Genomic DNA, 13,122 nt, shown 5'->3' on the forward strand with positions numbered 1-13,122 from the left:
TATGGAATTGAAAGAATTGGTAGAATCATATAGTGCAGAGCAAAAAGATGAAATTAAAGATAAACTGCAAAATCGTTTTCCATACAACTATTCAAGATTTCTCCAAAGAAAAGAGGATGAAATTCAGGGTTTTAAAGATTTTGCAAATTATATAATTAGAAAAACGAGCACATCAGGTGAATTAGAGTCACATGATGTGATTGCGATTGAAGACGTATTAAAAGATCTGGATCATTATCTACGTGAAATGGGAAATCAACAGTATAAAATTAGTGATTACATGTGGCATAAAAAACTTTACAATGATATGGCACAGATTTTAAATGAGCCTTCGGATGAGCAGAAGGATAGCTTAGACTTCTTCATGAAAAATAAAATTGAAGAAGAACAAAAAATGAATGAATTGAAAAACGAAATTCAGAATTTTGATTGGAGCAAAGAGGAAGAATGCTATTCTTCCTGGTTAAAAGATTATAGCAAATGCTTAGAAAGGATAAGAGAAAAGCAGATGCAGAAGCTGCATGAGCATGATACCTTAGAACTTGAGATTTAGCGAAGGCCATGCAAAGAGCTGTGAGGTGAAAATGAGAAGGGAGAGACAATATGTGTGGACATAGTGAAAAATGTATTTACAAAGGAAAAAATATGTTATATGCATTATTGGAGATAGAAGACAACCATATTCTTTTAGCAGCATCAGAAATGCCATTATTTTATACATACCTCAAGTATGCTTCAGAGGACAAATCTTTAAAGATTAATTATGATGAAGCGGATAACGAACAATATCAACTTGTATATGGTTCCGTTTTGGTAAATCCTCTCTATGAGTTTGATTATAAAGAGCTTGTTGAAGTGGTAGACAAAATGAAAGGAAATGCATTGCTAGAACTTATAGATGAAAATGAGATAAGAGTATCAGCGTATGATGATATCTTCATGCTGCAAAATGGAAAAACAGAAGGAAATTATCCTTTCGTTGCTTTGATGAAAACCAAAAGTACATTTGTACCAAATTATTCATGCACAATGTTTCCCTCCATAAAAGGTTATCAGGTTTGGGAATCACTTGTAAATAGAAAGTTCTTGCTGGCATGTCGTTATGCTACAAAACCAGTAGGATTGACAATAGAGAAATGGAAAAATTATATTTCTCAAGAAACGATGCTCTCAATTAATGAGATTGCAGATATATATACTGGAGAGGTATTGGGAGATACTTAATTTCTTTTTCCGTATCCACTCAGACATAACTCAGTAACCTATATTTATACTGGCAAGCTTCCCCCGTGTGCGACTAATGTCGGACACGGAGCTTGTCGGGAGACCCGAACCCCTCAGATGTGGGAAGTATCCCACGCCCTCTTTAAATTGAGGAAGCAATTGAAAAATATGAAATGAAAGAATGGTGAATATGAATTGTGAAAGATGTACTGAAATATTTGGAGCAAAGGAGGAAAATACTTTTTGTGGATTTGAGCCAGTCAGGTTTGTTGAAAAAATGAAATGAATGTAACAGGAGGTAGTTTTTACAAATAAGGACTAATTAAGAAAAGAGTATACATATGGCTAAGAAAAGAGCAGTACGCAAGGAACAAAGGGGAACGAAGAGGTGATGAAGTGAAAGCTATTATGAAGTATCCAGGCAGCAAATGGTCATTAGCAAACTGGATTATTGGAATGTTTCCTGAACACCATAGTTATTTAGAGCCGTTCTTTGGTTCTGGAGCTGTATTATTCAATAAAACTAGATCTCGGATAGAAACAGTTAATGACTTAGACGGTAATGTCATTAATTTATTTTACTGGATTAGACATGATCCTGAGAGATTAGCAAGAGAATTATATTATACTCCATATTCCAGAAAGGTATATGAAGAAGCATACAGTAAAGTACCAGATAATGATTTTGATAGAGCAGTTCAATTTTATGTAAAACTTAATATGGGACATGGATTTCGCACAAATGGAGGAAAAGTAGGATGGAAAAATGATGTGCAAGGAAGAGAAAAAGCATATGCAGCACAGGATTGGGTTAATCTTCCAGATAAGATAATACAAGCAGCGGAGAGACTCCGAGGTGTTCAAATAGAGAATAAACCTGCTATAGAGCTTATTAAGAGATTTAACTTTAAGAATGTACTTATTTATGCCGATCCACCATATGAGTTATCTACACGACATGGAAAACAATATCGTTTCGAAATGGAGTATGATGAGCAAGAGGAATTGCTTGATATATTGATTCAACACAAGGGATCCGTAATGATTAGTGGATATGAATCTGAGTTGTACAATAAAAAATTAAAAGACTGGTACCGCGAAGAAACAACATGTTACACACAAGTTTGCAGTAAGAAAAGAGAAATAGTGTGGATGAATTATGAATGTCCAGTACATCAAATGACTTTATTTGATTAGACTAAGATTTATTGACAGTGTAATGACAATGTAATATAATTGCATTAATAAGAAGAAAAGAAGGGTTAATGCATGGAAAAAATGACATTAGTTCAGGCACGCACACCAGAGAAAGTAAAAGCGGATGCAGCGGATATATTAAGCAGACTGGGACTTAATTTATCTACTTATATCAATATGTCCCTAAACCAGCTGGTTATACAGGAAGGAATTCCGTTTGAAGTAAAATTAAAGCATTCTCCATATACAGCAAAAGAGGCAGTCAGTGAGGTAGAAGCTACAATGAAAATGGAAGGAATGCAGCTGACCCCAGATGACATTAAGCTTTTAGAGGAATACAGGAGCGGCATGATATCAGGAGAAGTTGCCAGAAAGCAGATTTTAAGAGAGGTTTGAGTATGGCAGATACAATTTACTGTTATCCCGGAACAGATATACTGGTGAATAAACTTGGAATACAGGAGTATGAAAAACTGCAGGCAATCGAAAGAAAACTGACAATGCTTAGGATATTGGAACTGATTGATAAGCCGATCAGGGGGGATTTTGATTTTAAGCATCTTTGTTCCATTTCTGAAATCAACGCCCTGCATCCATTTCGGGAAGGAAATGGAAGATGCCAGAGGGAGTTTATCCGTTCCCTTGCCCTGAAAAATGGATATGTACTTAGCTTTTCCAATGTACCAGCAGGAGAAATGTTAAAAGCAAGCCAGGAGTCGTTTTTATGCGATTACAAGGCAATGGAAAAAATATTTGAACAATGTATCAGAAAGCAGTAAGTCTTAGGATTTGCTGCTTTTTCTGTAATAAGAAAAAGGAGTGTGAATATGGCGAAGAAAAGAGCAATACGGCCAACACGAAAGCAGAAAGAACTGTTAAAATTAAACCGGCTAGTGCCAGAAAACTGGCTGGTAGTAAATGAACAAGACGGTATGCTAAACATTATAAATAAGACAACACAAAAGGTACGGAGCGTAAAAACCATGCTAAAGTAAGGAGGCGAACGGATGGATGAAAGCAGTAGACAGCTGATGAACAGAATCATTCTTTCAGAAGAAGTTGTAATAGAAGTGGAATCATTAAAACTATTTAGCTGGCTTAAAGCAAGGAGGAATGCAAATAGAAAAGAATAAAAGAGTAACGTTTAGAACATCTGAAGAACAGAAAGAATTACTAGCGTCATGTGCAGAGTCAGAAGGGTTTGAAAATGTAAGTGAATTCCTGACTGCTAAATTATTTGCATCAGATGGGATATGCAACAAAAATAATGTACAACATAAAAGACTGAGTATAAATGAAAACGACAGTTTTGATGAAAGGCTATATGTGAAAGTTACCAGGGCTGAGAAAGAACATATATTAGAGATGGCAGAAAAGACAGGAATGAAGCTTACCAGATATGCTAGAAACTGCTGTTTAAGTGAAAAAATATATGTGATCGAAGATTTGAAAAGATTTGCCCAGGAACTTAACAGGGTGGGCGTAAATCTAAATCAGATTGCCCGTCTTTGCAATGAAGGACTTATACAGTGTCCTGATATAGAAGAGACAAAAGATGAATTGCAGAAGATTTATAAGGAACTAACAAAATTGAATAAGAGAGTAAGGACGTACAGGTAGTATGTATGGCTATTATAGAATTTATAAATGGAAAACCAAACAAGAATGGCAGAAAGATTACATATAAGTCTCTTGCAAGCGTTAAGAGACTTATTAACTATATTTATAGAGAGGATAAAACATTAGAACATCTGAAAGGAGGAGTATATTGTAATCCTTACACTGCTTATGATGAATTTGTACTTACTAAATCTATTTTCAATAAATGTCCTGCCAGCGAAGGAGAAATAACAGAAAACAGACAGGCAATACACCTTACACAAAGTTTTGCTCCAGGGGAAGGAACACCTGAACTTGCAAAGCAGATAGCAGATGAATTTGTCAAACATGCTGAGTTTGCAGGTTTTCAGATTGCATATGCAGTACATATTGACAAGGCACATTTACATACACATTTTGTTGTAAATACCGTTAATTATGAAGATGGTTACATGTGGCATAAACCAGATGATATTATTCCTGCTCTACAAAGATGGAATGATGAGTTGTGCAAAAAGTATGGATTATCCATTACGCAGAAAAAGAACAAAGAACGTGTTAAGTCTGGAGAATACAGGGCAAGGAAGGAGGGACGTAGTTGGAAAGCGGAAACGCTGCACTGTGGGATGGAGTGTGCTAAGGTGGCAAAAAGCAAAGAAGAATACATTGGACTTATGGAGAAGTTCGGTTATAAAGTACGCTGGGTAGATACTCGAAAAGATATTACCTACACTACTCCTCAAGGCAAGAAAATTAATTCTGACAAACTTGGTATTAAGGAAAAGAACTTTTACCCTCTTACAAAGGAGGCATTGGAAAAGCAGTTTTCTCTAAATAGGCAAGTAAAAAGAAATAAGTATATAAGTACTGTACAGAATCAGGAACAATTAAAACAGAATTTGCTAAAGTTCGCTGAAAAGGTAGCAAAAGACCAGGCTTACAAAAACTATCCGTTCCAGCAACAGTGGCATTCGGGGAAACTCGAAGGAGAGGCACTAAAGGAACGAATAAATGAACTTAAAAAAGGGCAGGGACTTGACTGGGAGCAGGACAGATAAACGTTAGATTGGTAACAGGAGTAAAGAAAGAAGGAGGTTATTGATATGGGGAGAAAACGAGAATTAACACCATATGGAAAAGAAGTAAAACATAGATTGATTGAGCTGAACATGACCCAGGTAGAACTTGCTGAACAGGTAGGGACAAGCAAACAGTATCTAGGAAAAATATTGTTTGGAGAACGTTCAGGTGAAACATATCTGGAAAAGATAAACCAGATAATTGGATGAAAAGAAGGAGATTGTCCTGCATGCAAAAAAAGAGAAATAAGATAATAGACGGAATGTCATACCCTATATTCTGTTTAGAAACAATGGGCCTTGGAACTTATTTTTTAATAAGAATTTTACAGGAATTTGGGGATTATACAATAGGAGCTAAAATAGGTTCCAGTTACGTTCTTGGAATCCTGTTTAGCTTTAGCAAAATGGCAGATAGAGATCCAGTTGCAGGTCAAATGTCCGTTTGTGCTATATGGGTAATTGTAATAGGAACATGTCTATTTGCTTTTTGGGTATTAGGCTGGATTCTTTTTGGGATTACAAGTGTTTTGGAAGGGATTATAAGTTACGTAAAAAAAACAATGATAAGGAGGCAAAGTGATGAGATGTAAAAAGTGTCAAGAGGTATTAATTGTATGATAAGAAAGAAAATACCACTTGCAATTTTAGTATTTATTATATCTGAAATTGTCTTAACATATTATTTTGCTCAGATGGATAGTATGCTTAGACAGGAGCATTTATCCTCAATAAATTTAATAACCATAATAAAATGCATAAGTAAGAGTCCAAAAAGTTTACAGCTGTTTGGGCTTATTTTTATGTTAAGCATAGTTGCAAGTCTGATCGCCTTGACATGGAACAATGAGACTTATAAGAGCAAACAGTATAAAGTAACAGACAATATAAGCATTCCGATCCCAGCAGGCCAGGGGCAGTGTGGTACAGCATGGTGGCTGCAAAAAGCAGATTTTAACACTGCATTTGACCACTTTGAACTTGATATCAATCATTTTAAAGAGTGGTTCAATCACAACCTGGATGATATTAAAAGAAAAGATTCGGGACAGTCTTATTTAGATTTAGACAAAATTTCAATTAGCAATGGGGGAATTGTGCTTGGTAAGTTAGATGGGAAAAAAGGCAAAGAGACAATATTTTTTAATGGACAGGATTCTCACGTGCTGACCATAGGTGCAACACGTTGTGGTAAAGGAAGGACCGTTGTATTGGAGTCCATCTGCACGATCGGCTTGGCAGGCAAAAGCATGATTTTAACAGATCCAAAAGCAGAGTTATTCTGCTATACAAGCTATTTTTTGAAGAAGTTAGGATATAAGATTTACACGTTTGATTTCAAAAATCCCAAAAAAAGTAGTCATTACAACTATCTACAATTAATAATTGACAGTGTAGACCAGGCTGATATTGCAGCTGCAATTGATTATACCTGGGATCTGACATCACAACTCGTCGGGGAAGCAAAAGGCGAGAAAATCTGGAGCAATGGAGAAGCATCCATTATTGCAGCATCCATTATGGCGGTTGTATATGATAACAGAGATCCAGAAAATAAAAAATACCAGAACTTAACAAACGTGTTCTATTTTATTTCCTACATGTGTACTCCCATTACTGTTGGAAAGAATCAGGTCGTTCCATTAAATCATTATATGAAAGATCTTCCCGAAGATCATCCGTCAAAGGGTCTGCTTGCAGTAAGTGAAATTGCCCCATCCCGGACAAGAGGCAGTTTTTACACGTCAGCTTTGATGACTTTGAGATTATTCACTAGCCCCTATATTGCAGAAATGACATCAATGTCAGATTATGCAATTAAAGATATTGGACGAGATAAAACAGCAGTGTTCATTATATTACCAGATGATAAGGAAACATACTATGAGTTAGCAGCATTGTATGTTTCGCAAATATATTCACTTTTAAGCAAAGAAGCAGATGAAAGGGGTGGACGGTTAAAACGAGATATAGAATTTGTCCTGGACGAATTTGGAAATTATGCTAAAATACAAAATTTCATGAGTATGATGACTGTAGGAGCTGGTAAGGGTATGAAAATCAATCCATTTTTGCAGGACAATGCTCAGTTAGATGCAAAGTATGAGAAAGATCATGCAAAAACAATAAGAGGAAATTGTGACACATGGCTGTATCTTAAAGCAAACGATACAGACACAAATGAGTTAATTTCCAAAAAACTAGGTCCATATACTATATCAACTTACTCGCTTGGACAGTCCAATCAGAAATATACAAATACATCTGTAAGCAGCAATGTAAGTCTGATGTCTAGAAATCTGCTTACAGCAGAAGAGGTTGGAAGGATAAGAAGACCATATACATTAGTGCTGAGTAATAATGCACCAGCAATTCATTATGCACCAGATTTATGTTCTTGGAATTTTAACAGAATACTTGGAATGGGAAGCAAGAAACATAACCGCAAGATTATGGAAGCCAGGCAAAAACTCAGGCCAGAAAGGGAGGTAAGTGAAAAACTGGAACTTTGGGGCATCTGGAATGTATACAAGTCAGCAATCGTAAAGAGAGGAAGGGAGGAGGAAGAAAAGCAGGAGCAGGAGTTGTTTAAAAATATAATGGCTAATATGAATTTTTAGAAATGTATGATGTGAAAGGAATGGGAATGCATATGAAAGGTGTACGGGCTCCGCCACAGCACTTTTTAAATATCAATGAAAAAAGGAGAATTAAATGAAAAGGAATGTAAAGAGAATCGTAAAGAGAACAGCAGTAAGCATATATAGCGCTGTTCTTTTCTTTATGATAAATACGAAACAGATAGATGCATCTTCGTTTGCAAGCAGTAAACTGGCAACAGGAACAACGAAACTGATTGCAGATGTAACAACATGGGCAATGGGGACTTCAATAGCAGCAATTATACTGATTGCCATCTATTTCTGGCTCAGAAAAAGTGGAGCAAATGATCAGGAACAGGCAAGATGGGATAAGGCATTGAAGCGTATTTTAATCTGCGTGGTCGGAATAGGCACAACTTCAGCAGTCATCAATTTACTATTGTCATATTATAAATAAAAATTATATTATAAATAGAAATTTTGGAGGAAAAAGAAATGAGAGAAAATTTAAGAAAAGCAAATCTGGTAACAATGGAAATGGGACAGAGAGCAAGAAACTTTGCATGGAACACAGCAGAAAGAGTAGCAGCAAAACTGAAAGAGGACGAAGGAAACTGGGTGGAAGAAGGACTGAAATATGTAGTGGCTATTGTCGTTGGTGCTCTTATGCTTCAGGGACTTTGCAGCATATTCAAAGTGGATCTGCTTGCCAATATTAAAAAAGGCATTGACGATTTATTTAATTATAAGTTTTAAAGGATAACGAAAATGCCTAATTTTAAAGATATCTTTTTAGAAGGGTTAGAAGGGGTATTGTCATCTCTGATAAATCAGGCTCTTGGAGCATATGACAAGTTTCTTTGCAATATTGTACAGGTCGCATTACATGCAGACCGGTATATGAAAAGCAGCATTGGAATGAACTTCGATAAATTTTATGCCGTTATTTATTCTTATGCTATATGTTTAATTGTACTGAAATACCTGAAAAAAGGATTCAGTACGTACATTTTATGGACAGATGGAGATCCGGATTTAGATCCAGTTACGATGTGCATTGGATTTATCAAAGCACTTATTATTGCAATATCTTACTCTACTATATACAATACCTGTGCAGACATAACCAATGACATGATTAATGAGTCATTATCCAGTCTGAATACTGCCAATATCTCGTTAGATACTGCCAATGTCATAAAACTTGCCGTTGCAGGACTGCTAAACAGAGGGCTCTTATGGGTAATGATTGCATTGGTGTATATGATTCTGTTTATTGTATTATGGATTCAGTTTATAAAAAGAGGAATGGAGCTGTTTATTCTGAAAGCTGGAATCCCTCTGGCGTGTGTAGGGCTTATAGACACAGACCAGGGAGTATTTAAAGTCTTTAGCAAAAAAATAATACAGGAACTGCTAACCGTATTAGTGCAAATAGTAATGCTGAAATTATCACTAGTACTTATGATAAACAGTCATTACATGTTCGGAATAGCAGTCATTCATTTTGCAATCAAAACACCGCAATTTTTAAGCGAATTCATAATGATGTCCAGTGGCGGAAGCGCATTAACGAAAGTATCGCAGACATCCATGCTCATTAGGAATATTTCAAAATAGGAGGAAGAGTGGAAACATTAAAAACTGTTATTATTGTAATAATTGGATTTATAAATGCAGCTTCCATCACAAGAATGATATACTGCATTGTGAAATGTACAAATGAAAATGAAGCAAATGTACAGATAAAAAGAATAAAACATATAGTAATATTTCTTGTACTAGCCAATTGTGCCTGGATAATTAAATCAGTAGTGGAACATTATTACAAATAAAGAAGGTGATTTTTTTGGAAAAGCAAAAGGATACATTATATATTCCACAGGGAATAAAAAAGGAACGGGAGTATTTTAACGGAATTGGTCTTAAGGAGATTAAAATAATAGCGGTATCTTTTGTAATTGCAGCGGGAATTGCAGCGGTTATGTATGTACTGACGAAAATACAGGTCATTGCTTTTTTTATAGCCTTATTTATCCCATCTGGCACTTACATGGGGGTAATAAAAGACGATTCCAATGTTTCCGCAATCGATCTGATACGTTTTTATGTTAAAGATTCCAGGACACAGAAACATTACCCATACGTTGCAAAGGCTGAATTATGAAACGGTTATACATAATGGTTCTTATTTACGCCGCTTACAAGGATATAAAGACACTGCAGGTTAAGAATTGGGTTCATGTTTCTATTGTTATCTTGGCATTAATGGGAAGGTTCCATATACTAGAAGCATTTCTGATTACGTTGCCTTTCTTGGTTCTTGCAGTAAAGACAAATTCCATAGGAGGAGGTGATATCAAATTTATATTTGCAAATACATGCTTATTAGGAATCGAAAAGATGTACGAAGCACTATTGATTGGCTTTGGCATGCTTTCTTTTCAATATCTGATCATGAAAAGGAATAAAAAGAAAATGAATAAGAAAGTCCCGTTGCTTCCATATCTGGTAACGGGACTTTTATATGAAATATTTTAGAAAGGTGGAACAGGAATGAAGTTAAAAGGTGAAAAATCACTTAGCTGGTTAAAAAATAAAACGGTTATTGGAGTTGCCTGCATTGTCCTGGCACTTCTTGTATGCTTTCTCATAACTCCGTTGTATAACCGCAGATTAGACAGCAAGACAGATGTAGTTGTTCTGGCTGAAGATGTCAGGAAAGGAGAACAGATTACCAATAAGATGGTAAAGGAAATAGAAGCCGGAAGTTATCATCTAAAAGATGGATATGTTACAACAGTATCCGAAGCAGTAGGGAAGTACGCAAATACAGACCTGTACAAAGATGAGTATATCCTGAAAAACAGGATTCAGGATATACCGCTTTCAAAGGATACCTATCTGGATAATTTAAATGGAGAAAAAGGAGCAATCAGTATTACCATGCAGTCCCTTGCTGCAGGCCTGTCTGGAAAACTGGTAGAGGGAGACATTATATCTGTAATCACAACGAATGATGAAAATACAAGCATTCCGGATGAATTGAAGTATGTAAAGGTATTAGCCTGTACGCTTTCTGATGGAGAAGATGTGGATGTGAATGCAAAAGATGAAAAAGAAAAGGAAGATAAGGAAAGTACCACAGCAGAAACCATTACGCTTCTTGCAGACAAGTACCAGGCTAAGAAATTAGCAAGCCTGGAGGCAAACGAGAAAATACACGTTGAGCTTGTGTACCGGGGGGATCAGAAGAACAGTGATAAGTTCCTGAAACAGCAGGATAAAATTATAAAAGAAATGAAGGAGGATACAGATGAGCAGTAAAAATGGAAAACTGGTAGCTGTGTGGGGAAGTTCAGGTGCAGGAAAAACTACGTTTGCGATTAATCTGGCACTTGCACTTGCTAAGAAACAGCTGGAATCGCTCGTAATCTTAACAGATATCAATGCTCCTGATTTGAAAGTGCTCTTGCCATTTGAAAAAGATTTGAAGTCCATGGGGTATCTATGGACAAGACAGGATGCAGATAAAACAGACATTTACAATGCCTGCGTGGTAACAAAATCGGAATATATCTGCTTAATGGGATATACAAAAGGGGAGAATGCGTTTTCTTATTCTGACTATACAAAAGACAATGTATTTCGTATATATGAGGAGATGAGGACAATGGCAGATTATGTGATAGTGGATTGTGTGCCGAATCTGGCATACAACATGCTGACAACCGTTGCACTTGAAACAGCAGACTGTGTTGTGAGAATGGGCGAAGCAAAGAAGAAGTCTTTCAGCTTTTTTGATTCCAGTCTGCCATTATTAGCAGATAGCAGATATGAAAGGGAGAAACATATTCGTCTTTTATCCAAAGTAAAAAGTGATATGCCTATAGAAATAGCAAAAAAATACCTTGGGTGTGACTTGGAACTGCCATATATAGAAGAAGCCCAAAAACAGATGATGGAAGGAATGCTTTTATCAGGAATAAAAGACCCTTGTTATGTTGCAGTGATTAAAGAGATTGCAGAACGGATTGAAAAGGAGGAATCATAATTGGCAGATGAGATTAAAGTTAAGGCTCCCATAAGCAGTTCGGAATATAAACAGATGGATTTTCAGAAGCTTTTTACAAGAGTACAGAAACACATGTCAAAAAAGTGTGCGTATCTGATTGATACATTAGAAAAAGATAAACATAATTTAAATGCTACAGAACAGATGGAAAACTATATCAGAAATTATCTTTTGGATAGAAAGATCATTGCAAAAGGCCTTTCACTGGATGAAACAGTCAGGAAGCTCATTGCAGAGCTGACACAGTTTTCCATTCTAAATGAATATCTGGACCCGAAACGTAATGATATTGAAGAAATCAATATTAATTCATGGCAGGATGTAAAAGTGCATTTCAGCGATGGCACGATAAAAAGCGTGCAGCATTTTAATTCTCCAAAACACTGTGATGATATCATCCGAAGGCTGCTTAGACAGGAATCTCATGTTACGTTTGACAATGCCAGGCCTATTGTAAGAAGCCACCTTAATGAAAGGATTAGGATAACAGTAATTGGAGGAGCTTGCGTAGATAAAAGTTCTGGACTGGCAGCATCAATCAGAATAGTAAATCCCAAAAACCTGAAAAGGGAAGACTTTATTGAAAAGGGGACTTTGAGTGGGGAAATGCTGGATCTCCTTATTGCGCTGTTCCAAAATGGAATAAGCATGTGCATCACTGGGGAAACAGGCTCCGGAAAAACAACATTAATGAGCTATCTGCTTTCACAAGTGCAATATCATAAGCGGCTGTTTACCATCGAAGAAGACGTAAGGGAGTTTAATCTTATTGTACAAAATGAGGAAGGAAAAACACTTAACAATGTAATCCATACGGTTACAAAGAAATCAGAAGATCCATCACAGGCAGTGGACCAGGAGAAGCTCCTGGAAACGGCAATGACTATGGATCCGGATTATATTTGCGTTGCGGAAATGAAAGGGGAGGAAGCACTTGCAGCACAGGAAGCTGCAAACACCGGGCATACGGTTATCACAACAACACATGCCCGGTCCTGTCGGATGACGTATGACAGAATGGCGTCCCTTTGCAAGAACGCCAATGACAGCAATGAAGCTCTGATTAAGAATGCGAAAAAGGCGTTTCCCATAGTCGTTTATATCAAAAAATATGAAGACAATGTGAGAAGGATTGAAGAGATTACAGAATGCGTAATAGATGAGGATGGAAAGAGCCAGATAAATACTCTCTATGAGTTTTCTGTTACTAAGAAGTATATCGAAAATGGAAAAGTAAGGATTCAGGGAGAGTTTAAAAAAGGCAATAAAATTAGCAGGTATCTGTTAAAGCTTTTACAGGAAGGAACCGCATCGGAAGCTTTTTTAAAGGAATTGGAGGAATAGA

The 13,122-nt window shown here is 36.4% G+C and carries 21 protein-coding genes; all 21 read left to right on the forward strand.

The annotated features are described in order from the left end of the window. Window position 1 precedes the first annotated feature (1 nt). The 21 genes from BMY85_RS00975 (at window position 2) to BMY85_RS01065 (ending at window position 13,121) form a co-directional block, all read left to right on the forward strand. On the forward strand, window positions 2–553 hold the full coding sequence (locus tag BMY85_RS00975; RefSeq protein WP_092475135.1) for a hypothetical protein: 552 nt from the start codon (window positions 2–4) through the stop codon (window positions 551–553). Window positions 554–603: 50 nt separating this feature from the next. Then, a complete protein-coding gene (locus BMY85_RS00980) occupies window positions 604–1,224 on the forward strand; it encodes a hypothetical protein (RefSeq protein ID WP_092475138.1) in 621 nt (206 codons plus the stop codon). A gap of 396 nt (window positions 1,225–1,620) precedes the next feature. Then, entirely contained in the window at window positions 1,621–2,421 is an 801-nt protein-coding gene (locus BMY85_RS00985) for a DNA adenine methylase (RefSeq protein ID WP_092475141.1), read from the forward strand. Window positions 2,422–2,493: 72 nt separating this feature from the next. Next, complete coding sequence (locus BMY85_RS00990; RefSeq protein ID WP_092475144.1) at window positions 2,494–2,817, forward strand: type II toxin-antitoxin system RelB/DinJ family antitoxin; 324 nt, start codon at window positions 2,494–2,496, stop codon at window positions 2,815–2,817. Window positions 2,818–2,819: 2 nt separating this feature from the next. Next, window positions 2,820–3,200 carry a Fic/DOC family protein gene (locus tag BMY85_RS00995; RefSeq protein WP_092475147.1) on the forward strand — a complete coding sequence of 127 codons (381 nt, stop codon included), beginning with the start codon at window positions 2,820–2,822 and terminating at the stop codon, window positions 3,198–3,200. Between the two features lie 48 nt (window positions 3,201–3,248). Further along, the gene (locus BMY85_RS15410; RefSeq protein WP_177180565.1) at window positions 3,249–3,416 is read left to right on the forward strand and encodes a DUF6906 family protein; all 168 of its coding nucleotides are present in this window, start codon (window positions 3,249–3,251) and stop codon (window positions 3,414–3,416) included. A 12-nt stretch (window positions 3,417–3,428) separates the two neighbouring features. Beyond that, entirely contained in the window at window positions 3,429–3,554 is a 126-nt protein-coding gene (locus BMY85_RS16000; RefSeq protein ID WP_278280367.1) for a hypothetical protein, read from the forward strand. Continuing rightward, a complete protein-coding gene (locus tag BMY85_RS01000; protein WP_092475150.1) occupies window positions 3,535–4,041 on the forward strand; it encodes a MobC family plasmid mobilization relaxosome protein in 507 nt (168 codons plus the stop codon). The genes BMY85_RS16000 and BMY85_RS01000 overlap by 20 nt, the downstream gene beginning before the upstream one ends. A 5-nt stretch (window positions 4,042–4,046) precedes the next feature. Next, window positions 4,047–5,078, forward strand: coding sequence for a relaxase/mobilization nuclease domain-containing protein (locus BMY85_RS01005; RefSeq protein ID WP_092475154.1), 1,032 nt, complete (start codon window positions 4,047–4,049; stop codon window positions 5,076–5,078). Window positions 5,079–5,123: 45 nt separating this feature from the next. After that, window positions 5,124–5,309 (forward strand): helix-turn-helix domain-containing protein, encoded by a 186-nt coding sequence (locus BMY85_RS01010; protein ID WP_092475157.1) that lies wholly within the window; start codon window positions 5,124–5,126, stop codon window positions 5,307–5,309. Window positions 5,310–5,329: 20 nt separating this feature from the next. Then, window positions 5,330–5,692, forward strand: coding sequence for a hypothetical protein (locus BMY85_RS01015; protein WP_092475160.1), 363 nt, complete (start codon window positions 5,330–5,332; stop codon window positions 5,690–5,692). A gap of 24 nt (window positions 5,693–5,716) precedes the next feature. Next, window positions 5,717–7,720, forward strand: a complete 2,004-nt coding sequence (locus BMY85_RS01020; RefSeq protein WP_242939646.1) for a VirD4-like conjugal transfer protein, CD1115 family — start codon at window positions 5,717–5,719, stop codon at window positions 7,718–7,720. A 94-nt stretch (window positions 7,721–7,814) separates the two neighbouring features. Then, window positions 7,815–8,159 (forward strand): hypothetical protein, encoded by a 345-nt coding sequence (locus BMY85_RS01025; RefSeq protein WP_092475163.1) that lies wholly within the window; start codon window positions 7,815–7,817, stop codon window positions 8,157–8,159. Window positions 8,160–8,197: 38 nt separating this feature from the next. Then, a complete protein-coding gene (locus BMY85_RS01030) occupies window positions 8,198–8,458 on the forward strand; it encodes a DUF6133 family protein (RefSeq protein WP_092475166.1) in 261 nt (86 codons plus the stop codon). A gap of 12 nt (window positions 8,459–8,470) precedes the next feature. Further along, window positions 8,471–9,322, forward strand: a complete 852-nt coding sequence (locus BMY85_RS01035; RefSeq protein ID WP_092475168.1) for a conjugal transfer protein TrbL family protein — start codon at window positions 8,471–8,473, stop codon at window positions 9,320–9,322. Window positions 9,323–9,330: 8 nt separating this feature from the next. Continuing rightward, window positions 9,331–9,537: a hypothetical protein gene (locus BMY85_RS01040; RefSeq protein ID WP_092475170.1), complete on the forward strand. Its 207-nt coding sequence runs from the start codon at window positions 9,331–9,333 to the stop codon at window positions 9,535–9,537. A 14-nt stretch (window positions 9,538–9,551) separates the two neighbouring features. Further along, window positions 9,552–9,869: a hypothetical protein gene (locus BMY85_RS01045; RefSeq protein ID WP_092475173.1), complete on the forward strand. Its 318-nt coding sequence runs from the start codon at window positions 9,552–9,554 to the stop codon at window positions 9,867–9,869. Further along, window positions 9,866–10,243 carry a prepilin peptidase gene (locus tag BMY85_RS01050; RefSeq protein ID WP_092475176.1) on the forward strand — a complete coding sequence of 126 codons (378 nt, stop codon included), beginning with the start codon at window positions 9,866–9,868 and terminating at the stop codon, window positions 10,241–10,243. Before BMY85_RS01045 ends, BMY85_RS01050 begins: the two co-directional genes overlap by 4 nt. Window positions 10,244–10,258: 15 nt before the next feature. After that, window positions 10,259–11,029: a Flp pilus assembly protein CpaB gene (gene cpaB / locus BMY85_RS01055; protein WP_092475179.1), complete on the forward strand. Its 771-nt coding sequence runs from the start codon at window positions 10,259–10,261 to the stop codon at window positions 11,027–11,029. Beyond that, a complete protein-coding gene (locus BMY85_RS01060; protein WP_092475182.1) occupies window positions 11,019–11,756 on the forward strand; it encodes an AAA family ATPase in 738 nt (245 codons plus the stop codon). The genes cpaB and BMY85_RS01060 overlap by 11 nt, the downstream gene beginning before the upstream one ends. Then, the gene (locus BMY85_RS01065; protein ID WP_092475186.1) at window positions 11,757–13,121 is read left to right on the forward strand and encodes a CpaF/VirB11 family protein; all 1,365 of its coding nucleotides are present in this window, start codon (window positions 11,757–11,759) and stop codon (window positions 13,119–13,121) included. Window position 13,122: the final 1 nt, after the last annotated feature.

The sequence above is a fragment of the [Clostridium] polysaccharolyticum genome, from assembly GCF_900111595.1.
Taxonomy (GTDB): domain Bacteria; phylum Bacillota; class Clostridia; order Lachnospirales; family Lachnospiraceae; genus Clostridium_AI; species Clostridium_AI polysaccharolyticum.